Source organism: Sulfurovum sp., from assembly GCF_015493435.1.
Classification (GTDB): domain Bacteria; phylum Campylobacterota; class Campylobacteria; order Campylobacterales; family Sulfurovaceae; genus Sulfurovum.
In genome coordinates, this window is record NZ_WGDD01000029.1 from 18,803 (window position 1) to 40,859 (window position 22,057).

The 22,057-nt window shown below is 46.0% G+C and carries 22 protein-coding genes; 1 reads left to right on the forward strand and 21 read right to left on the reverse strand.

Annotated elements, in window-relative coordinates:
• Positions 1-75 precede the first annotated feature (75 nt).
• From F8L24_RS04695 to F8L24_RS04710, 4 genes are all read right to left on the reverse strand, one after another.
• A complete protein-coding gene (locus tag F8L24_RS04695) occupies positions 76-384 on the reverse strand; it encodes a metal-sulfur cluster assembly factor (RefSeq protein WP_294952440.1) in 309 nt (102 codons plus the stop codon).
• A gap of 131 nt (positions 385-515) precedes the next feature.
• Positions 516-1,751, reverse strand: a complete 1,236-nt coding sequence (locus F8L24_RS04700; protein ID WP_294952442.1) for a hypothetical protein — start codon at positions 1,749-1,751, stop codon at positions 516-518.
• Positions 1,752-1,756: 5 nt separating this feature from the next.
• Positions 1,757-2,098 (reverse strand): hypothetical protein, encoded by a 342-nt coding sequence (locus F8L24_RS04705; protein ID WP_294952446.1) that lies wholly within the window; start codon positions 2,096-2,098, stop codon positions 1,757-1,759.
• A gap of 89 nt (positions 2,099-2,187) precedes the next feature.
• Positions 2,188-2,754 carry a bifunctional precorrin-2 dehydrogenase/sirohydrochlorin ferrochelatase gene (locus F8L24_RS04710; protein WP_294952448.1) on the reverse strand — a complete coding sequence of 189 codons (567 nt, stop codon included), beginning with the start codon at positions 2,752-2,754 and terminating at the stop codon, positions 2,188-2,190.
• Between the two features lie 122 nt (positions 2,755-2,876).
• Between F8L24_RS04710 and F8L24_RS04715 the strand changes: the two genes are divergently transcribed.
• On the forward strand, positions 2,877-3,869 hold the full coding sequence (locus F8L24_RS04715; protein ID WP_294952451.1) for an Lrp/AsnC family transcriptional regulator: 993 nt from the start codon (positions 2,877-2,879) through the stop codon (positions 3,867-3,869).
• Between the two features lie 255 nt (positions 3,870-4,124).
• On the opposite strand, the gene F8L24_RS04720 is transcribed toward F8L24_RS04715, so the two are convergent.
• From F8L24_RS04720 to F8L24_RS04800, 17 genes are all read right to left on the reverse strand, one after another.
• Entirely contained in the window at positions 4,125-4,826 is a 702-nt protein-coding gene (locus F8L24_RS04720; protein WP_294952453.1) for a Crp/Fnr family transcriptional regulator, read from the reverse strand.
• A 95-nt stretch (positions 4,827-4,921) separates the two neighbouring features.
• Entirely contained in the window at positions 4,922-5,659 is a 738-nt protein-coding gene (gene cobA, locus F8L24_RS04725) for a uroporphyrinogen-III C-methyltransferase (RefSeq protein WP_294952455.1), read from the reverse strand.
• A 62-nt stretch (positions 5,660-5,721) separates the two neighbouring features.
• Positions 5,722-6,852, reverse strand: a complete 1,131-nt coding sequence (locus F8L24_RS04730; RefSeq protein ID WP_294952458.1) for a radical SAM protein — start codon at positions 6,850-6,852, stop codon at positions 5,722-5,724.
• The gene (locus F8L24_RS04735; protein WP_294952460.1) at positions 6,852-7,175 is read right to left on the reverse strand and encodes a cytochrome c; all 324 of its coding nucleotides are present in this window, start codon (positions 7,173-7,175) and stop codon (positions 6,852-6,854) included. The genes F8L24_RS04730 and F8L24_RS04735 overlap by 1 nt, the downstream gene beginning before the upstream one ends.
• 176 nt (positions 7,176-7,351) lie before the next feature.
• Entirely contained in the window at positions 7,352-7,858 is a 507-nt protein-coding gene (locus F8L24_RS04740) for a YcxB family protein (RefSeq protein ID WP_294952462.1), read from the reverse strand.
• Positions 7,851-8,456: a hypothetical protein gene (locus F8L24_RS04745; protein ID WP_294952464.1), complete on the reverse strand. Its 606-nt coding sequence runs from the start codon at positions 8,454-8,456 to the stop codon at positions 7,851-7,853. Before F8L24_RS04745 ends, F8L24_RS04740 begins: the two co-directional genes overlap by 8 nt.
• Before the next feature lie 52 nt (positions 8,457-8,508).
• On the reverse strand, positions 8,509-10,200 hold the full coding sequence (locus tag F8L24_RS04750) for a cbb3-type cytochrome c oxidase subunit I (RefSeq protein WP_294952467.1): 1,692 nt from the start codon (positions 10,198-10,200) through the stop codon (positions 8,509-8,511).
• Positions 10,197-10,808, reverse strand: coding sequence for a hypothetical protein (locus F8L24_RS04755; RefSeq protein ID WP_294952470.1), 612 nt, complete (start codon positions 10,806-10,808; stop codon positions 10,197-10,199). The genes F8L24_RS04750 and F8L24_RS04755 overlap by 4 nt, the downstream gene beginning before the upstream one ends.
• A gap of 179 nt (positions 10,809-10,987) precedes the next feature.
• On the reverse strand, positions 10,988-11,659 hold the full coding sequence (locus F8L24_RS04760; protein WP_294952473.1) for a phosphatase PAP2 family protein: 672 nt from the start codon (positions 11,657-11,659) through the stop codon (positions 10,988-10,990).
• A 1-nt stretch (position 11,660) separates the two neighbouring features.
• Positions 11,661-12,545 carry a patatin-like phospholipase family protein gene (locus F8L24_RS04765; protein WP_294952476.1) on the reverse strand — a complete coding sequence of 295 codons (885 nt, stop codon included), beginning with the start codon at positions 12,543-12,545 and terminating at the stop codon, positions 11,661-11,663.
• Positions 12,546-12,627: 82 nt separating this feature from the next.
• On the reverse strand, positions 12,628-13,710 hold the full coding sequence (locus F8L24_RS04770; RefSeq protein ID WP_294952480.1) for an ABC transporter permease: 1,083 nt from the start codon (positions 13,708-13,710) through the stop codon (positions 12,628-12,630).
• Positions 13,707-14,825, reverse strand: a complete 1,119-nt coding sequence (locus F8L24_RS04775) for an ABC transporter permease (RefSeq protein WP_294952482.1) — start codon at positions 14,823-14,825, stop codon at positions 13,707-13,709. The genes F8L24_RS04770 and F8L24_RS04775 overlap by 4 nt, the downstream gene beginning before the upstream one ends.
• Positions 14,822-16,462 carry an ATP-binding cassette domain-containing protein gene (locus F8L24_RS04780; protein ID WP_294952486.1) on the reverse strand — a complete coding sequence of 547 codons (1,641 nt, stop codon included), beginning with the start codon at positions 16,460-16,462 and terminating at the stop codon, positions 14,822-14,824. Before F8L24_RS04780 ends, F8L24_RS04775 begins: the two co-directional genes overlap by 4 nt.
• Positions 16,449-17,603 (reverse strand): MFS transporter, encoded by a 1,155-nt coding sequence (locus F8L24_RS04785; protein ID WP_294952489.1) that lies wholly within the window; start codon positions 17,601-17,603, stop codon positions 16,449-16,451. The genes F8L24_RS04780 and F8L24_RS04785 overlap by 14 nt, the downstream gene beginning before the upstream one ends.
• Complete coding sequence (locus F8L24_RS04790; RefSeq protein ID WP_294952492.1) at positions 17,600-18,757, reverse strand: HlyD family efflux transporter periplasmic adaptor subunit; 1,158 nt, start codon at positions 18,755-18,757, stop codon at positions 17,600-17,602. The genes F8L24_RS04785 and F8L24_RS04790 overlap by 4 nt, the downstream gene beginning before the upstream one ends.
• An 11-nt stretch (positions 18,758-18,768) precedes the next feature.
• Positions 18,769-19,014: a DUF2164 domain-containing protein gene (locus F8L24_RS04795; protein WP_294952494.1), complete on the reverse strand. Its 246-nt coding sequence runs from the start codon at positions 19,012-19,014 to the stop codon at positions 18,769-18,771.
• Positions 19,015-22,056 (reverse strand): efflux RND transporter permease subunit, encoded by a 3,042-nt coding sequence (locus F8L24_RS04800; protein ID WP_294952497.1) that lies wholly within the window; start codon positions 22,054-22,056, stop codon positions 19,015-19,017.
• Between the last annotated feature and the right edge of the window lies 1 nt (position 22,057).

Below are 22,057 nucleotides of genomic sequence, written 5' to 3' on the forward strand. Positions count from 1 at the left end.
GAGTTTGAAATAAGTGTAAAATATATTGATGAAAACAGGAGAAAAAGACTCCTCTTTTCATGCGGCTAATCATGTCTACATCCCGCCCAGGGCCTGTTTGACATTGTCGTGTGCCATTGAAATATTCCATGCCGGTTCCCAGACAACTTCAACCTCAACTTCACCCACATCTTCTATGCGTTCTACCGCTTCTTTTACCCAGGTAGTGATCATTTGATGCAGGGGACATCCCTGCGTAGAAAGGGTCATGATGACATGTACGTTGCAATTCTCATCAATGATCGCATCATAAATAAGTCCCATTTCTACCAGGTTGAATCCCACTTCAGGGTCGATGACTGTAGAGATCGCATCAAAAACCACTTCTTTTGTAATACTGCACATATCTTTTTCCTTTGTTTCTTGAGGGAATCAAGTGATTTATCATTCATTGTCCTGCAACAAATTACAAATCATCAGACCCTTCTATATTATTAACTACCTGTAGGTTGGGGTGAGACACCCCGACCTACGCATTATTTTCCGTATGCCAGCATTTTTCTCATAGTTATGAAGAGAAAAATCGCTCCGGCAAAGAGGAAACTTGCTCCGCCTTTAAAAAGCATGTCACTTTCAAAAAGCAATCCAAGTCCTCCCAGTACCACACCTGAAGCCGTAAACCAGAACATCATGGATGCTCCCTCTTTGGAATACATTTCATGCAGCATAGGTACTTTTTCTTTTCCTACCAGAGGGGCAAAACGTTCAAACCAGACCAGGAACGGCACGATCTTGTAAAGATGCCCTGTGATCATAGAAGCAATGAAACCCAGCAGAATAAACCATACTGATGCATGCAGGATGCTCTCTTTTCCGCTCATAAAATAGACCAGCCCGAGCACAATGGAAACTATCAGTGTACCAAAAGCGAAGATCATTGACTTCGCCCAGATATCCATCTCTTTTCGTACGGTCAGTCTGGCAATGATATAAATTTGCCAGATATAGAAAAAAACACCCAGCATATTGAGAGCATAGCCAATATACATGAGCCACTCCTGAGCAAAGAGCGCCCCTGCGAAAACAATACCGACACCGGTAATGACCAGCTTGAATGCCCTGTTTATCGCTGTTTCTTCAAAACCGTGTGCCAGTGAGAACATAGGTATGAGGATCAGCGACAAGCCGATGATCGTCAGCACAACATAGCCCCCAAGTACGGCATAAACATGGGCTTTGAGCATCAGTGGCACATTGATGCCAAGGTCTCCGCTCAGGCCCAGTGCAATGGCAAAGCCGGTAAGAATACCCAGCAGCAGATAGCCGTTGCTCCAGGCAACTGTCTTGATCGTCAGTGTACGAATGGTTGTTTTCCTGAGCGTAGCTACATTCTCCACTGCAAAAATGATCATGGCAACGAGTACCAGCAACCCTCCGTAGGGAAGAATACCCGGCATAAGCCAGAAGCCCGCCACCATCAGCGAAGCACCGACCAGCAGCAGAGGAAAAATAACATAATAGACATCCACAACCGCGTGCCCCGCTTCAAGCACTACGGGAATAAGCTGCGCCATGGCACCAAAAATGATCATCATCACGAAACCCAGCAGAAAAAGATGGATCCACCCTGCTACATTCATTTGTGCATAAGAGAATGTCGGCTCAAAAAAGAGCAGTGCCAACATCGAGAGCAGATAAAAGATCACACCGGCACTGAAAAAGGGAGATATCAGCTTTAACGGCGGCGCAAAATCACTGGAAATAGCTTTCATCTAACCTACCCGTGACAAGCAGCATCATTGAGGTCTGCGTTTTCACTCTCTCCCGATTTATACGAAAAGATCAGTTTTACACGCCCATCGTCCATTTTTTCTGTTGCTATATCGTAATTCTCACCGATCTTGTCAAGCAGTCCCATTGGTTTTTTATGATTGATCATCACTACTTTTTTGTTGGGACCATCTATCATTTTAAGTCCTGCCATGGCATTGACCATCGGTTCAGGCGGTCCGCATTTGGAAGTATCGAATTCAAAATACTGTGTTTCACCTATGGTATAAGTAAAGAAAGGTACTGTTGCACCGGGTACTTCTATGGATTGTTTGTTTAATTCAGACATAATTACTCCTATTTGGTTTTTGTCATTGTAATGACTTATGTTTAAAATAATCTTGATTTATATCAAGATTATGTCAAATAATGTCAAAATCATTTAAAATTCTTTTTGAAGTATTCTTCCGCCAGTGTATCAAAATACTTCATGCGTTCTTTGCCCTTGGGCATCGTCTTGCGCAACGCTTTCATCTTTTTAAGAAAGTCACCGACAGAATCGGGAATGATCCTCTCAAAATGACGGCGGATATATTTGGCGAATGCCGGTGAAGCTCCCCCTGTCGAGAAAGCGATGGTCAGATCATCCTTCTTCACATAGGAAGGGAAAATAAAATCACAATAGTCCGTATTGTCCACGGAATTCACCAGTATTCTGCTGCCTCGAGACTCTTCGTAGACCGCTTTATGCAGATCTACCGTATCGGTCGCTACAATGACAATATCAAAACCCTGAATATCCCCTTCTTTATATGCCCGCGGGTAAAATGTCAGGCAGTGGTCCTTTATAAGAATGCTCGCCTCTGTACTGACCTCGGATGCGATCAGAGTGATCTCTTTGGTAAAATCCAGCAGTTTTTCAAGTTTTTCGACAGCGATAGTACCGCCGCCTACGACCAGAACTTTGAGATCCTGCATATCCATGAACATGGGGAAGTAAGACATTGTGTTCCTTTACGTCAATTGTGTATCATAATTTAACAGAAGTTTAGCACATTTGCTTTGATATGTATCAATCTTTGCTACACTAATACTCACTATATCTATATCCGGAGATTTTAACCCCTATGCAAGACGAATTACTATACCAAATGCAAAATGCTTTTCCCATGACACAGCAGCCTTTTAAAGAGATCGCAGCTGCCATGAATACGACTGAAGAAGAAGTGCTTTCCACTGTACAGAGACTCAAAGATGAAAAAATCATCCGCCAGACTTCCGCTATTTTCGATACCAAGCGTCTCGGATACAAGTCATCACTGGTTGCTTTCAAAGTCGCTGAAGAAAAAATAGATGAAGCCGCACAGACCATCAATGCCCACCCCGGGGTCAGCCACAATTACCTCAGGAACCATGACTACAATATCTGGTTCACCATGGCCGTCGCACCCGACAGCACACTGGGGCTGGAGAAGACCATCGAGATCCTCAAAGAGCAGACAGGGGCGGACGATGCCATCATTCTGCCGACGCTGAAGATGTTCAAGATCTCAGTCAAGATGGACACCACGGGGAAACGCGCCAAGAAAGAAAAGGTCAAAAAAACGGCACACAAAGCCATTGAACTGACACCCCGGCACATCGCCGTCATCAAAGAACTGCAAAAAGATATTGCCGTCACTTCCGAACCCTACAAAGAGGCAACGGAAAAACTGGATTTGAGCTATGACGAGTTCTTCGGGATCGCCAACGAGCTGAAAGAGAGTGGTGTCATGCGCCGTTTCGCCACCATTCTCAACCACAGAAAAGCCGGTTTCGGCGCCAACGCCATGTCCGTCTGGTCCGTACCAGAGGAGAAAGGAGAGGAGATCGGCCGGCAAATGGCGGAATTCTCGGCCGTCAGCCATTGCTACCTCCGCCCCTCCTACCCCGACTGGCCCTACAACCTCTTCGCCATGGTTCATGCCAAAACACAGGAAGAGTGCGACACCCTCATAGAAGAAATGGCCAAAGAGAGCGGCCTGAGCGAGTACGGAAAACTCTATTCAACGGTAGAATTCAAAAAACAGCGTCTGGTCTATTTTGACGATGCGTTCAGGGAGTGGGAAGAAAGCGTGTGATCTAATATTTATATTGGATTCGTAGGTTTGGCCATGCCAAACGTCAAAAGAAAATCCAAATCTATATCTCAATATTCAATCATCAAGCATTCAAACCGGGATTTGACGTTTGGTGAGACCAAACCTACAAAAAACCGATACAACGGAAAGGAAATAGGCATTCCCGCGCAGGGTGCGTAGTCACGCACCCTGCGAAAACACAAAAGGTTAGCGATGTTATCTCCCCCGATAACACCAAAACAGTCAACCTCTGTTCTACTCTTTATACCCTATCTGCTCTTTAAAATGTGCAATACAGTTCGTACAATCTTTGATCGTATTGGTTTCAACGATAGTATAGAGTGCTTCCTCATGTTCAACAATGACCTTCTGGTCTTTCACGCTGATGATTCCCTCTTTTTTAAACTTGGTCAAAATACGCGAAAAGGTTTCAGGGGTCAGGTTGAGCATCGAAGCGATCTCATTGTTTTTCAGTCTGTGAAAAAGCGGAAGCTTCTGCATCATCAGATCAGCCACTTTTGCTTCTGAGGAGAGTACGGTCTCTTTATGTACCAAAGCAGAAAGCAGTGCCACTTTCCCGGTAAGCGATTTGATGATCTCAAGGGAAAAAGCCGGATTGTTCAAGTGTTTGTAGACAAAGTCAAAGGGTAAAAGCCCCATCGTGCCATCGGTAAGGAATTCACAGGTTGCAGGAAAAGGCTGGTTTTCAAAACAGGCATATTCACCGATCATTGCAGGAGCACTCAGACGGTTTATCTGTATTTGCGTTCCTTTGGGTGTCGTTTTGTAGAGTTTGATACTCCCGTCCAATAAAATATGCAGATACTTGCTTTCATCCCCTTCATAAAAAACAATACTGTCTTTGGAGTATTGTTTCATATGTGTCTGATCATAGAGCTCTTTGAGGTTAGACTCAGACAGGGATGCAAACATCTCTATCTCTTCAAGTTTATACATATTATGTACCTCTTTCGTTTCACTTAGAGGCTACTATACTGTAAAAAGATAAAATTTGTCCCATATAAAAAATATACTGTAGAAAAAATGCCCGCCTATGCCTTTTCGAACCAGCTGAGCTGTTCACGCAGTTTGACGACCTCGCCTACGACTATGAGTGCCGGGGTAGGAAGGTCTTTGGCTTTTTCATAAATGTCTTCCAGTGTTCCGACCACCGTTTTCGCCTCTGCTGTCGTTCCCTTGCTGATGACTGCCACAGGATATTCTTTGGGTTTTCCGATACCGATGAGTTTTCTGCAGATCACTTTGAGCCGGTGCAGTCCCATAAGAAAGATGATCGTATCGTCACTTTTGTAATTTTCCCAGGGGATCTGTGACTGATCTTTGTTTTTTGACTCATGTCCCGTCACTACCCTGAACGAAACCGTAATACCGCGGTGTGTGACCGGGATGCCGGCATATTCCGGTACAGCGATCGCCGATGTCACTCCCGGAATGAACTCGAACCTGATGTTCCTTTCCCGCAGATATATTCCCTCTTCACCGCCGCGTCCGAATACAAAAGGGTCTCCGCCCTTCAAGCGTACGACATTTTCATACTTGAGCGCCGCCTGATAGATCGCTTCGTTGATCTCTTCCTGGGGAAGCGTATGATGGGAATCTTCTTTCCCCACATAAATGAATTCACATCCGTTTTTTGCCTCTTTGAGAATTTCAGGATTGGCCAGTCTGTCATAAATGATCACATCCGCTTCTTTCACCACACGAAGCGCTTTGACAGTCAATAATTCAATATCGCCCGGACCTGCTCCCGTTAAATAGACTTTACCCATCTTCATCCTTTTCGGTGCGTGATGACGCACCCTGCCTGTTTATTTTTCATCTTCATCCTTCGTCAATTGTCAACTGCTGTCTGTTCTTCAGTCAAATAGCACGACGGGTCTTCCGCCCACATGTCTCCGTATATTGCGTAGGCACGGCTTCGTGAGCCACCGTTGCAAATATCGATATAGCGGCATTCAGCACATTTCCCGCCAAGCTCCCTGGGGTGGATACGCAGTTTTTGCAGCAGTTCCGTCGGTTCGTTCGTCCAGATATCCGAGAAATCCTGCGTGAGGATATTGCCGATCTTCAGAGGGAAGAAAGGATCAGGTTTTACAAAACCTTCAGAGTCGATATTCAGCAGCTTTCGTCCCGCAGAATTGCCTCCCCATGCGATCAGCCTTTGTTTCATCTCATCTGCATACTGCGGATATTTTTGGGCGAACCTGTCGTAAAACAGAATCGCATCCATTTCCATGTTGCCTGTCACAATTTCAATATCTCTGCCGCTTTCGTGGTATTCAAACGCTTTGTCCAAAATATAATTGACTGCTGTGATACGCTGCTCTTTACTGAGGTCCATTTCGAGGTTTTCGAGTCCACGTCCGCTGTAAACCAGGTGCGAAATATACACTTTGGGAATATTGTGCTGTTCGGCAAGTTCAAAAATGAACGGCAGGTCATCATAGGTATCTTTGGTAATGGTGAACCGGATACCCACTTTGGTCTTGCCAAAGGAATTGAGCAGATCGACCGCTTTCATCGATTCGACAAAAGAACCTTTAAGTCCTCTGAAAGTGTCATGTACCTCCGGCGAACCGTCAATACTGATACCCACATAATCGAATGTATCGAGGATTTTTTCTGCATTGCTCTGTTTGACATACAGCCCGTTTGTCGACAAATAAGTCACGATACCCAGTTCTTTACAGCGTGCGGCAATGTCAAACAAGTCTTTTCTCGTCAGAGGCTCACCCCCGGAAAAAATAAGAAATTTGACGCCATTGGCTTTCAGTTTTGGCAGCGTCTCCATAATATTCCCGGTGGTCAAAGTATCTACGGCATCAAGATCCGCCTTGGAATAGCAGTGCAGACAGGAGAGATTGCATCGGTTGGTAAAGTTCCAGATGGCAATACTGCCGTCAAGCACCCGTGCAGGTTTCTCTTCGGTAACAGACTTCAGCAGGTTGGATAGTCTAAACATTATTTGCTCTCTTTGTGGCTAGGTTTGTAGGACAAAATATACGCTGTGATCGCTTTGAGTTCTTCGGGAGTCAGTTTGAAGGGAGGCATTGCATTGCGTTTGTATCCGAATATTTTGGAAACCGCTGCGGGGTCGGCGATCATTGCCTGGATCTCTTCGGCATTCCTTTTGGAAGCAATTTCTGCAAACGGCGGCCCGAAAGCCACGGCAGTCTGGTGATGGCATCCCCAGCAGTATGTTTCAAAAACTTTTTTACCGCTCTGTGCATATGCAGAAGAAGAGAGCGCCAGGACGGTTAAAAATACTATGATGCTTTTTGTCATCTTTTTATCCTTCATTCATGTGATAGAATCATAAGATAATAACAGTTTTTTAATGCTTAAAAGTTGATTTAACGCAAGAAGTATCAGTGATTATTGTCATCATCCATCACAAAGCCGACAACAAGCAGTCCTATCACAAAAGCGATCACCAGTCCAATATACAAATATGCCATTTGCTATTCTGCCATTTTGCGGTGTGCTTTTGCCATTTTTTTAAACCGGCTTTTATCTTCAATAGAATGAAAACCACTGTCGGGAATATAGTGAAAATAGGGATATTTGTAAAGCATCATGGCATTATCCAGTACAATGATTTCATCGATCTCGTCCCAGGGCCACTGTACGCGCCCTTCTTTTCCTTTGATCTCAAAGCCCTCATCACTGACATCAATAAAGATCGTTTTGTCTCTGAAAGAAGATGTTTCAAAAGCGCTTTCGGCCCGTTTTCTGGCAATGATCTTTTTACCGTAATACCAGTATACAAGTACGATAGAAGAGAACAACAGAAGAGAAAAATCGCCTTTTTTGAGTGCGGCTACCACACCAAACTGCAATATAGCGATAAACAGCCATCCGATATAGCGTTTGGCAGAGTGCTCAAACTGGTATTTGTAGGAAGATTCAAACAGTTTTTTGACATTTTCCCTGTTCCAGGTATAGCGTATGTGTATCGGTTCAGACATGTTCGTCACACTCCTCTATGAGAAGATCGGACTTTCGGATACATCCTTCTTTTTCCAGGCGGGAGAGCATCTCCAGGGTCTCTTCATACATTTTTTCATAGATCGCTTTGTTTCTGGCGAATTTTTTCTGTTCTTTCTTCCCGTACCAGTACGCCACGGCAACAGAAGAAGCGAATATGCCGTAGATCAGCCCCTGCCAGGCTTTAAGATTTAGCAGTACGATGAAGTACTGTACGGAAAAGAGTACAAAGAATTCGATTGAAAAGATGATCACAAGTATGGCGCTTTGTTCAAAATCAAGGGTGTATTTTTCCAGCTCTCTGAGTTGTGCCAGATTGGTATTGATCTTGTCTGCCGTGTTCATGCACTCATCTTTTAAATCACCGGTCTCTATATCTCTGAGGTGAATATTGCTTAAATTGTATTCGACATTGGTCTGCATATAATCCTGAAGGAGTTGGGGGTGTGTTCCGAGAATATCAAGGATCTCTGTTTCGCTGACCCTGTTTTTGCCTGCGATCTTCTGAACGTCCTGCAGTACAAGGTCGTAAAGACCTACCGTTCTGATTTCGCGGGCAACTCTGTCTAAATGTATCAACTGCTTTTCCCTTATTGCTCACAGCAGAAAAGTTCTGCTGTGGTTTTTTACCTTAATTGTTTGCAAAGGCAGGATCGTCTGCCGGTTCAAGCTCTTCCTCAATGCCGTAAGAGGCTGTCGGGTCTTTTGCCGGAGAAAAGATGCCTATCAAGCCTTTGAGACCGACACTCATGATAATATTGTACAGGAAGAGTGCCCAGGCAAGCAGCAGCATGGAACCGAAGATAGCTGCAAACACCATGTCCGGGTTAAACTGTCCGTTTACATAAAGGTGACGTCTTAACATTCCGTCAAGCCCTGCCATCCCCATAAAGGCACCCATACCGATACCACCGATGAGATGAAGCCAGAAGTGTGCATTTGAGAGTTTATGCGAATAGAGCTTCGTATTGTTTGTCACCAGCGGCCACAGGACATATACGGCACTGTAAAGTGTCATATACAGTCCGACGATCAGAGCAATGTGCACATGTGCACCGATGATCCACTGGGTATTGTGCAGTACCCTGTTCATTCCCATATCTGCCTGAATGATAGCTGCCGGAACAGCCAGACCAAAACCGACCATACCGCCAAGCAGATACTTGAGTTCCATTGTCATTTTAAGCGGCCTTGCTTTCCAGAGTGTTACCAGAGTAATGAAAAGTGCCAATCCCTGCGTCAGCAATTCAAAAGCAGTCACCATTTCACCGGAGATCAGTTTCATCATTTCCGGCTGTCCCTGGTCTCCCAGCAGGTGGTGGGACCAGACCATCCAGGAGACGAGCAGTTCAAGCATCAGCGCCGCTCTTGCCACGTTCTCCATAAAGAGCTTCTGCCCTGTGATCAGCATCGCAAGCAAATACCATGAACCCGCTACATAAATAAGTACCAGACCGTCGGCGACAAGGTCAAGCCCCCACCAGAAAAAGTTCTTGTAGAGCAGTGCATCGATTGCAGTGACATCAAGCGCATGTCCGCTGGCATCAAAAACCAGATAGATCAAAATCAGAATACCTGCCCCCAGGATCACCAGGGCATCAAGGAAGGTATCGACCGTACCGCGGAAGATCGCCACAACAGGAAGTGCCAGGGCCGGCTCTTTGCTGTACGGCTGTTTCCCGCGTAACTTGTTGACCAGGTTGAGCATACCGTCAATACCGAAACCGGAGATAAGCAGTTCTTTGAGTGTTTTGTTCTTATGAATACCGACACGGGCAAAAATCGTCGCATAAATATTGTAGATAAACCCTAAAGTTCCTACCATGATCAAAGCAACACCGATGATAAATACGATCCCTCCGACTACTTTGAACTGGTGGGTATCTGCAGGAAGCGGCCAGTAGAGTGTATAGAGCGGTGCATATTGCCATACGAAGGCTGCAATCCAGGCAAGTGCTGTTCCGATCGTGATCAGAAGCCAGACAAAATTGGCAAGCTTAATGCTGTAAAGCGGCTTCTTTGTCAGATACGGCACTAGGAACATGAAAGCCCCGAAAACAAGCTGATACGTCGAACCGAAGATACCGACGATCGGGTGTACGGTCATGATGGAAAAGAAATGCTCCGGATGGAAAAACTGTCCCGGCAGCGGGTTGAGCGGTACCTTCCCTACTTCCACCATTCTCATGATCATCCCTTCAAGTGCAACCAGACCATAAAAGAGGAATGCCATAACTACTGAACGAAGTGTCACTTTTTGGAGTGCATTCAGACTGTTATGGTCAAAATTCGTCCCCTCTTTAAGATTATGCATAAAACTCATTTCCCACCTCCTTTTTTACAGCCTACAACTTGAACAAGATTTTTTACCAGCATCAAGTCCTTTCCGTCTTCCGTATATTGTTTAGGCCCGGAATATTCTGTAGATGTCAGATCAAATGAACCGTTATGGTTAAAGGTCCATAGAATATCATTTGAATCCAGAATTCCATTGACGTCCGTTCCCGGATTGACCTGCATTTGCATCACCATGGAACCATCCTGCCTGAAAAGTCCGAAACCGTACACCAGGTCCCTGCTGTGCACATCGAATCTGATCGTCTGTCCACACTGTACTACGATCTTTTTGGGCAGACCGATCCACTTGTGGTTTTCTACCTCAAATTCATACTTGGCATCCGCTTTGATGTTTTGCCTGTCTATATCCTGTGAAACCCACGGAATAGTATTGTATGTAAAAATATGGTGTCCGACACCGCCTGCGACCAAAAATGCCATATACCAGTAAAACGGTATTCTAAAGACTGATTTTGCTTCTTTTCTGGTCAGGTTGTACCCGAACCATGCCACAACAGAAATAATCATTGCTGCATAGATCGTATATGCTACCCAGTGAAAAGACAATAACTCAGCCGAGTTTGTAAATGTCATTTTTCCCCTCCTCTTGTATTTTTATCTGTAATGCTAATTATAGTAAGCTCTTATAGGAAAAAATTGATTCAAATCAAGTATCTATACAGGATATTGATTATTTTTTATACAATTAGTGGATTTATTATTAATCTAAATTATGATTATGGTTAAAAATTGACCATGCCTGTTTTTACGTTCTATTGATACAGTTTATTTTTATTGTGCTGTTTTTGCTGTCCGCGACTGCACAGTATCCAGACAAGGGTGGTCCAGAAAATTCCGAGTCCCGCCCCGCCAAGGACATCACTGAGCCAATGTATATTCAGGTAGATACGCGTAAAGGCAATGGTCACAGGCCAGAGAATACAGGCAAACAAAAGAAATATACGCGGCAATCCCGTATCGACTCTGTTGACAAAAACAACATAAAGGGAAAAAGCCAGTACCGTTGCCATAGTCGCATGTCCGGAAGGGAACGAATACGTCATCAGGTCAAGAAGTCTTGTATCGGGACGGGCCCTCTGAACACTGAATTTAAAGACATTGAACAGCAGTACGGCACCGGCAAAGGAGTACAGAAAGAAACGAAGCTCACTATACCATTTTCTGTACCACAGAAAGGTACTGACAGCTGCAAAAACAATTGTACTTGCAAACAAGCCGTTAAGATCGGTCACAAAGATGATAAGCTTTGTCCATGCAGGGGTTTGCAGTTCAGACATATGCAGACTGACCCATTTGTCCGCCTTGAGTATCGGACCGTTGTTAAGGACATTCGTCAGCATGTACACAAAAAGGACAAATCCTGACAGGCTGAAAAGTATGCGCCATCTGTTTTTGTGCAGGAATGCTTTTCGCTCTGTTTTCATTTCAGCGCTTTTCCAAATGCTCTCTGGCGATCAGCCTTCCCAGCTGTATCAGTTCATATGCTTTGTTGAATTCGTAAAAACCGCAGGCATTGTTCGGAATGCCGATGATGATATCGGGGGCATAGCCTGCCATTTTGCTTTCCATAATGGCATTCTGCATAATATCGATCGTATGTCCCATTATGTCAAACATATCCATTTCATCAAAATCATTGGTCTTCTCTCTGGCGAACAGCTCTTCCGCCTTTCTGGCCATCTGTAAAAAAATATCCTGCATGCCGCTTGCTTTTTCCTGTTCTTTCTCGGGAATATCGAGCTGGTACTTTTTGGAGATATTGGCGGAAAGGTTCACCGCAATGGTCATCTGGGTATCATCCGCTACCGTAGGGGCAATAGGCAGAGGATTGAGTATCCCGCCGTCTACCAGATGACGCGCACCGATCTGCTTGGGAGTAAAGATCGTCGGAATGGCGATCGAAGCTCTGAGTGCTTCTACGAGTTTCCCTTTCTGCAGCCAGACTTCTTTCTGCCTGATAAGATCTGTCGCTACCGCGGTAAAAGGGATGGGAAGCTCTTCTATAAGTACATCTCCCACCATCTCTTCGATCACGTCAAATACTTTCTCTCCCTGTATGATACCTGTTCCCGTGAAAGAAAAATCAACCAGTTTCGCCACATCGAACAGATCAAGTCCCAATACCCACTTTTTGTAGGCATCCAGCTTGCCGCAGGCATACAGCCCGCCGATAAGCGCTCCCATGGAAGAACCCGAAACCGACTTGATATTGTAACCGTATTTGAGCAGTTCCTCTATGACACCTATGTGCGCATACCCCCTCGCACCGCCGCTTCCAAGGACCAGTGATATTGTTTCTTTTTTTGACATATACTTTTTCCTTTTTAAACCCGGGTTTAAGTATTGTATCACAATATACTGTACTGAAAACTGCCCTTCAAATGAAAATTGTTTAAAACAGTTTCCCGATCTTTCTGAACCCGTACCAGTATAAAAGCACTCCCAAAACCAAAACACCGCCAAAATAGGGAAGAAGATCTACAAATGCCGTACCTCTGAAAAAGATGCTCTCACTCCCTTCAATATAGTAGCGCAGCGGTGAAAACAGGGAAAGGAACTGCAATATCGGATGCATGGCATAGATCGGAGTCCAGGCACCGCTGAGGAAGATCAGGGGCATCATGATGATAATGGAGAGCTGTGCGACCTGCATCGTGCTTTTGGAGACCGCTGCAACGAAAAGACCGATACCTGCACTGGAAAAAGAGTAGAAGAAGGTCAGCAGTATAAATGCCCAGAACGAACCGTTCATCGGCGTATTGAAAGCACCGAATATCACAAAACCGAGTGCCAGAATCACACCGGCCATTACGATCATCACCTGTGAGAGCGATTTGGCCAGAATGATCAGCTTGGGGTCTACCGGCATCAGCAGCATAATATCCCAGGTTCCCTCTTCTTTCTCGCGGACAAAGACCACCGCTGTGAGTATGACGATCAGCAGGGTCGTGACAGAGAGCATTTCGGTCAGAGCCATAAAAGTATGGTTATCCGCATTTTGATTAAAGAGTTTATGGGACTTGATGACGACGGGAAAATTCGGTTTGGAAAAATCCATCACGATATTTTGAAGATAACCGAGCGTTGTAAAGCTTTGGCTTGCCGCTGTCGCATCGAGCAGAAGATTGAGCTGTGCCTTCCTGCCCTGGCGGAAATCTTTTTCAAAATCCTGGTCGAAGAGTATACCGACCAGAATTTCCTTGTTGAAGATGGCCCGGCTGAGCGCTTTCTGTGAATTGAAACGCCGGGGCTTGAGAAACTCAGGTCTGTGCAGGTGCGAGAGTATCTTCCGGCTGATACCTCCTCCGGTATCATCCACATACCCTATTTTCACGTTTCGGGGTTTGATCTGGATCCCTTTTCCTGCAATATAGATATCTGCTGTAAAGGCATAGAGCACCACTGCTACCAGTCCGGCAGAACGCAAAAAGCCAAAGATCTCTTTGCCGAAGACCACCCAGAAAACACGGTTCATTTCAGCTCCTTTTTCAGCAAAGCAGTTCCCAGAAGAAGCAGGATCACGGCATAAAGGATAAGAATTCCCAGATATTCAGCCGTTTTGGCGGAAGCAAGCCCTTTCCCGGCCAGAAAGCAGTCATAGACGATATGGTTGAAATACATGACCGGAAAGAGATGCGCTTCGATATAGGATCCGCCTGCCATGGAAGAGATCGGCATCAGGATACCCGAATAGAGAAACCCCGGAATGATCGTAATAATGATCGTCAGTACCACGGCAACGATCTGCCGGCTGGTAATAACCGAGATCAGCATACCGATAGAAAGGCTGATCAGGATATAAATCTCGGCTGCGAACCAATAGAGCGAAAAACTTCCCCGAAAAGGTACATCAAAAACTTCTGTCGCCCAGAGAAAAAGAATGAAGATATTGAGCGAATGCAGCAGAAATGCTGGTATCAGTTTTGCTGCGAGAAATTCGCTCCTGCTCAGCGGTGAAGCATAAAAATTGAATATCGTACCCCGTTCTTTCTCTTTGACGATCATCAGTGCTGAAAGTATCGCCGGCGCCACCAGCAATACCAGGCCTATCAGACCGGGAACAATGGCATTCTCGTCACGCATCGCCTGATTGAACAGGTTGCGGCTGTTGATACTGATCAGTCCGCCATGGCTGCCCAGCGATCCGGCCACACTCTGTGCGGCATTGAGAACGACTCCTTGAACATAATTTTCCATCGTCATTCCTCTGTTTGGAAATGCCCCGTCAACAAAAACACCGATCTCGCTCTTCTGTCCATGCAGCAGGCGTTTTTCGAACGACGCAGGGATAATGACGATAATATCCGTTTTAGCCTGCTTGATGCGGTGCAGAGCTTCAGCTTCGCTCATCTGTGTAACCGTTGTATCGAAGTATTTCGAATGCTCGAATTTGGCTGTCAGCATCCTCGAAAAATGGCTCTGGTCGTTATCGATGACTAAGGTACGGGCATGAGTCACTTCCATGCGGATCCCGTACCCGAAAAGCAGCAGGATCATACTGGGAAGCAGATAGACCATTATAATCATCTTCGTCCGGAGCAATTCCGTGAACTCTTTGAGCATATAAGCTTTGACGACAGAAAGGTTCATGTTTCGCTCCTGTAGTAGCTCAGAAAAATATCTTCAAAATTTTTCGCATCCGGGTGCCCGGCATAGAGCGCTTCGACTGTATCATCCGCGATCTTCCTGCCCTGGCGCATGAGAACAACACGGTCACAGTACTCTGCTTCACTCATATAATGCGTCGTGATCAAAATGGAAATACCCCAGGACGCTTTGAGCCTGTGCAGCATTTCCCAGAACTGGGCTCGCGCGATCGTATCGACACCCGATGTCGGCTCATCCAAAAAAAGAACGACCGGCTCATGCAGCAGTGCCGCTGCTACGGAAAAACGCTGGTTGATCCCCAACGGCAGTTCATTCGGCGAATGGTCCATGTAGTCATTGAAACCAAGTTCACGCGCATATCGGTTGATACGTTTGATCGCTGTGGAGAGGGGAATACGGTGCATATTGGCAAAATAGATCAGGTTTTCCCTGACTGTCATATCTTTGTAAAGGGCGAAATGCTGGCTGACATACCCTATCTTAGCTTTGAGTGCCTGGCGGTCATCACTGCTGCGGATGCTTTTTCCCAGCAGTGTCAGCCCACCTTCATCTATGGGATAGAGCCCCAGAAGCATCTTGATAAAAGTCGTTTTGCCCGCACCGTTGGCCCCCAGAAGTCCCACGATTTCTCCGCCTTTGAGTCTCATATCGATATGATCGTTCGCCGTAAAATCACCAAAACGTTTTGTCAGCCCTCTGGCCTCCATCACCGTTTCCGGAATTTCGGTTTTGCTTTCCCGTGCCTCTATCTCCAGCCTGGGCAGTGTGCGCTTTTTTCTGAGTGCATTGACAAAAAAGAGAGCTTCGAGCGTCGGTTCAACATGGGGAGAGGGCAGAGGATCAAGACTGTAGCTTCGTTTATCGAAACTGAAGCAGGCTGTATCTGAACTGCTTTTTTCAGGACACTTTCCCGCTTCGAAGGTATACTCCCTGACTGAATCTATCAGTGTCTCTCCCGTTCCCATGGCGATGATCTCCCCCTCGTCAAAAAGCAGTATCCGGTCCATTTTGGCCGCCTCCTGCATATAGGCTGTACTGACCAGAGCGATCGTCCCTTCCTCTTTGCGTATGCTGTCGAGAATATCCCACAGCTCCAGACGGCTAAGCGGATCGACCCCGGTGGTAGGCTCGTCAAGTATCAGCAGTTTCGGACGGTGCAGCAGGGTACAAATGAGGGAAAGTTTCTGCATCATTCCACCGCTGAGTTTGCCTGCCTGACGGTCAGCAAAATCCGAAAGTCCCGCCATATGCAGCAATTTCTGACGATAGTCCCTGAATGCCGCATCCTGCCGGAGACTTCGTATGTGGGCAAAAAAGTCCAGGTGTTCAGCCACGGTAAGCGTCTCATAGAGTACCAGACCGATCCCCTGCGGCATAAGACCGAATTCTGTTTTAAGGGCTTCTGCTTCTTTGGGAGAACGATAAACCCTGCCCCCGTAGCTGACTTCCCCTTCAAAACGAAGCACTCCGGCAACAGCATGCATCAAAGAGCTTTTCCCCGCACCGTCCGCACCGATCATTCCAATGATCTCACCGGCTTTGGCGTCAAAGGAAACTTTTCTGATCGCCACCTTTTTTTTGTAGGAGACGGTAACATCCCGTACTTCAAGACCGGCCATAGCGGCTCCCTATGAAGATCAAAGCCAAAAGCGAAGTCCCTGTCAGAGAAAAAAGCAGGGCTGCCTGCATACTGAAATGTTCCCAGATCAGCCCGCTCAGATAGGCACCTGCTGCACCAAAAAGCGCCACACCTGCATAGAAAACACCATAAACTGATCCTCGGTTGTCAGCCTGCTGTGAAATAAAAGCACGGTTGGCATTGAGAGAAGCAACAGTAAATAGTCCGAGAAAAGCGTAGGCGACCCAGGTGAAAACGGGGTCTTGAAAGTACAACAGACCCTGTGCGACCACCCCACAGGTATAGGCAAATGCCAGCACACGTTTCGCACCTGTTTTGTCAATAAAAACACCGAAAGTATAGCTGGTCAGGGTCTGTGTCGCAGTCGAAACGACAAAGAGCAGCGGAATCACAGTTGTTGCTATGCCTATCTCTTTTGCCTGCATCGTAAAAAATGCATCACTGAAAGCAAAAAGCAGAAAAAGAAAATAGAAAAGCAGAGAGCCAATGGTTTTCCTGTCTTTCTGTGTCAGGGTGAATGCCTGCGTCGAAAACGACTCGGATCGGGGGATATCCCGCACGAAGAATGCTACCAGCACAAGCCCTATGAGTCCCGGTATCAGAGTCGCGTAGAAGATGGTCCGCATCACTGTTTCACTCTGGCCAAAATACCACAGGAGGCTAAAAAGGATCAGTGTTCCGCTGAGTTCACCGGCAATATCCATCGTTTTGTGAAACCCGAAAGTCTTGCCTGAAGCATTGGCTTTGCTGTAGCTTGAGATCATCAGGTCTTTGGGAGCGGAACGAAGTCCTTTGCCCACTCTTTCAAATGCCTTGAGCAAAGCAATACTTTTATAGCCGTGTGTCGCTCCGATGAGCGGTTTGCTCACAGCCGAAAGGGCATACCCTCCGACAACCAGCGGTTTGACGATACCATACCTGTCCGAGACATAACCCGAAACGAGACGCAGCGCATAGGAAACAAAAGTCGCAATGGCAACGATCAGCCCCAGTTTGTCCATCCCTTCATGCAGCACTACTACGACAAAAATAGGCAAAATAGGATTGATCATGGCCGATGCCATGTCGGTAAAGAAACTTACCCATCCCAGCATCACCACATTTTTGTCGATGTTTTTCATAAGACCGGTATCTCATCCAGTGATTTCGGCAACCCTTTGCCGTCTATGGTGACGACACCGATAGCGGGTATCCCCAGTTTCAGAAGCGGATCGACTTTCAGCGGCTTGAGATGGACGGCAAAAACCCGCTGTATGCGGTCTGAACGCACGCTTACCTCTTTGGGTGTGAACTCCGCCTGCTGTGCCACATTGACCACACTGGCTTCGATGGGTCTGTCAGGGTAGGCATCGAGGAAGATCACCGCTTTGTCGCCCAGCTTGATCCGGCCGTTCTGCAGGGTATCGACAAAGATCTTCAGATAGAGCGAATGCGGGTCGATCAGCGTCGCTACCGGCATCCCTGCACCGACCACTTCTCCCACGCTGGCGATCTTCTCTACCGTAAAACCGTCTATCGGCGATCGGAGTGTCAACGAGGCGATAATGGCATCCACCTGTGCTTTCGATGCTTCTTCTGCCTTGATCGTATCTTTGAATGCCTCAATGGAAGATTCAAGGGAAAATATCTTCTTTTGCGATGCTTCTGCTTCTGCTACAGCACTTTGGGCAACCGCAATCGCTGCTGTAAGCTCATTGCGCTCCAGCAGCAGCGCTTTGTATTTGTCATGTTCGGTATCGACTTTGAGTTTGGAAATTTCAAAGGCATGGGGATCGATCGCCTTGCTTTTGTAAAGAAAAACCGAACGTTTATGGTCTTTTTCGGCCTGGGCCAGTACTTTCTGCTGTGCTTTGATGTTCTCTTCAAGGACTTTCTGCTTCGTTTGTGCAGATTTCAACTGTTCCTTTGCTTTTTTGAGCCCGGCAGGTACAGCTGTTCTGGCGATCTCCAATTCGATCTTTTTGGCTTCAAGTGTTTTTTTCAGTGCTTCTATCTGTGCCTCTATTTGTGCTTTTTGCGCTTGATATTCTTTGCTCGAAAGTATGGCTATGACCATTCCCTTTGTCACGGCCACCCCGTCACTGACATAAATCTTTTCGATGCGGCCGGGATACTTGGTATTGAGATTGATCAAATCACCATCGATCCGCCCGGTACCCTCCACCAGATTTGAAGGCAGTACTTTGGGATGCAGCTTCTGATAGATCATCACTGCGGCAACAGCAATGAGCGCAACAGCCAAAAACCCTATCCAGTATTTTTTAATGATTTGCATTTTGGTCCTTCTTAGAGTATGGGCTCTTCCATCGTGTACAATGTTTCTTTCATAGCCTCAGTCTGCAACTCGATGACCCTGGCTGCATCCTGCAACCCCTGGTTGTAGTAGTATGCACCGATCTCGCTGCCGAAGAATTCCAGGAGGAACTCTGCATCGAACTGGCCTATCTCTTCTCCGAGTTCACGGTTGAAATAGGCTTTGATCCTGCCGACAAGCACTTTTTTCTCTTCCGGGCCGAATACTCTCTGTTCCATCTAATCTACCTTTCCTACTTCATAGAATTTTCTAAACCACCTGTCCAGAGGGATAATCATTCTGTACATGACCGGTACGACCAGCAGGGTCAGAAGCATCGAACTTAAAAGTCCGCCGATAATGGCGATGGACATCGGTGCTTTGGTTTCACTCCCCAAGCCGTTTCCGAGTGCCAGAGGCAGCATGGCGAAAACCATGGCGATCGTGGTCATAAGGATCGGCCGGAGTCTCTTTTCTCCTGCCTCGATCAGAGCATTGTCTGCATCTTTTCCGTGCTGCATGGCATGGTTGGCAAAATCGACCAGCAATACAGCGTTTTTTCCTACCATACCCATCAGGAGCATAAACCCTATCATAACAAAAAGACTGAACTGCAATCCGCTAAGATAGAGTGCCAGCATTACCCCGATGATACTCAAGGGCAGAGCTATCATAATAATAACCGGCTGGATCAAAGATTCATACAGGATTGCCAGGATGATGAACATCAGGATGACAGAAAGTCCTATGGCCATACCAAATGCCTTGCCTGTTTTTTCCATTTCTTCGGCAAATCCGGTAAAGCGGTAGCTTACACCCTGCGGCAGCAGTTTTTGGATACCTGCACGGGTATAGTTCACTGCACCGCCAAGATCCAGTCCGAAAAGATCGGAGAACACGGTCACCTGACGCTGACGGTCGTAGTGGTTGATCGTCGCCAGTGATTTTGACTTGGTGAACTTCACCAGTCCGTCAAGGTAGACCAGCTTGCCGTTGGCTGCACGAAGCTGTATCTTTTTGATATCAGCAAGAGAAACACGTTCTTTGTCTGGAAAACGCAATGTAATGTTATACTGCTTTCCTTTCTGTTCAAAGTAGGAGATCTCCAGATCACTTGAAAAAGCTGTGGCAATGGCATTGGCGATCTGTGAAGCAGAGATACCCAGTCTGTTGGCATTTTCTCTGAGTATATTGATATCTATTTCAGGTTTTCCGCTATCCAGGTTGGTATCGATATCTACAAAACCTTTTTTCTTTGCCAGATAGTCCGTCAGGTTCTTCGCTGCTGTTTTGAGCTCTTTGAAAGAATCCGATTTCAGAACGATCTGATACGGCACCGTTACCCCGGCCCCTTTGATGGAAGGGATGGCCGCAGCGGTAATGAACATCTTTTTTTTGTAAGGTTCCAGTTTTTTTCTAAACTGCTGAATGATCTCTTCCTGGTTAAGCTTTCTTTTGCTCTTGTCTGTCAGTTTCACATAGATTTTTGCTTTATTTTTTTCCTGTGCCGTGTTGTAGCCCACACTCAGTGTAGTGTAAACAACATTCGGATTTTTTTTGACCAGGTTTTCTATTTCTTTTGACTCCCTGATCATCTGTGCCAGACTGATACCCGCATCTGCCTTCATTTTGATTTCAAATTCCGATTTGTCTTCTTTGGGAATGAAATCCATACCGATCTTCGGAAAAAGTGCCAGTGAGGCAAAAAAGATAAGAAATACTAATAGGAGTGTCACTGTTTTGAAACGCAGTACCAAACGCAGAATACGCTCATAAATCCGTTCCATTGCTTTAAAGAACGGCTCGGTAATATCATAGAATCTGCTCTCTCCCTTTTTCAGGGTACGCGCACTCAGACTCGGAATGAAGCTCAATGCGACAGAATAGGAGATAATGATCGCAAAACCGACGGTCATCGCAAAACTTTCAAAGAATTTACCCACGATACCACTCATGAAGGAGACCGGGATGAAAACAGCCAGAAGCATTGCGGAAATCGCCATAATGGTAAAGGCCATCTCTTTGGTCCCTTCATATGCTGCCTGGAATTTGCCCATGCCGGCTTCCATCTTCTTATAAATATTTTCAATGACAACGATGGCATCATCAATAATGATACCGATTGCAAGCGTCAGCCCGATCAGTGTCATTTTGTTCAGATCGAATCCCATATAGTCCATCAGTGCAAACGTACCGAAGATAGATGTGGGAATAGAAAGTGCCGAAACAAAAGTGATGGTGAAGTTACGCAGGAAAAGAAAGATGATAAGCACGGCAAGAATAGAACCGTAGATAAGGTCGAACTTGACATCTTCAAGCGAATTGATAATAAAAGGCGAAGTATCGTTCAGCACTTTTACTTCAAAATTATCCCCGGCCATTTTTCTGAGTTCAGGTACTGTTTCTTTCACTTTTTTGGTAATGTCAATGGTATTGGTACCCGATATTTTCTGTACTTCGAGCATGACACCCTGTTTGCCGTTGTAGGAGGCATAACTCTTTGCGTCACTGAGCGTATCAACCACTTTCGCAATATCTTTCAGTCTGATATTGTCTTTAATGAAAATATTTTTCAGCTGCTCCACGCTCAAAGCATCCGCTTTAGTCTTGAGTACATACTCCCTGGTCTTTGTGATCAGCTTTCCGCCTCCGACTTTTACATTCTCACGTTTGACGATCGCATTGAGCTCGCTGACAGTGATACCGAATTTGTTCAGCAGGTCAGGATTGGGAAAGATTTTGATCTCACGGTCTTTGTACCCGATGATATTAATGGCACCCACGCCGTTGATCTTCTGCAGTTCGGGTTTGACTTTCTCATCGGCAAAACGCATGACTTCTCTGATGTTGTGCTTTTTGGCAGCCACAAAGATATTGATGATAGGAGCCCCGCCAATATCGAGCTTGCTTACCAGAGGCATCTTGGCATCCATAGGCAGAAGTACTGCGGCTACTTTATCCCGTACATCGTTGGTCGCTTCATTAATGTCACGTTCCAGAAAAAACTTTACCATAACCACGGAAACACCTTCCGAACTGGTAGAGGTAATGCTGTCAATCCCCCCGATACGGGAAATGGCTTCTTCTATCTTATCTGTAACCTGTGACTCAATAGTGCTTGATTCTGCACCCGGATAGACCGTTTTAATGGTGACAATGGGAAAATCGATATTGGGGAAGAGTGCCGAAGGCATCGATTTGAAACTCATCCATCCAAATATGATCAGAGTCGCCACATACATCAGTGTGGTAATGGGTCTGTTGATGGCTAATTTATACATC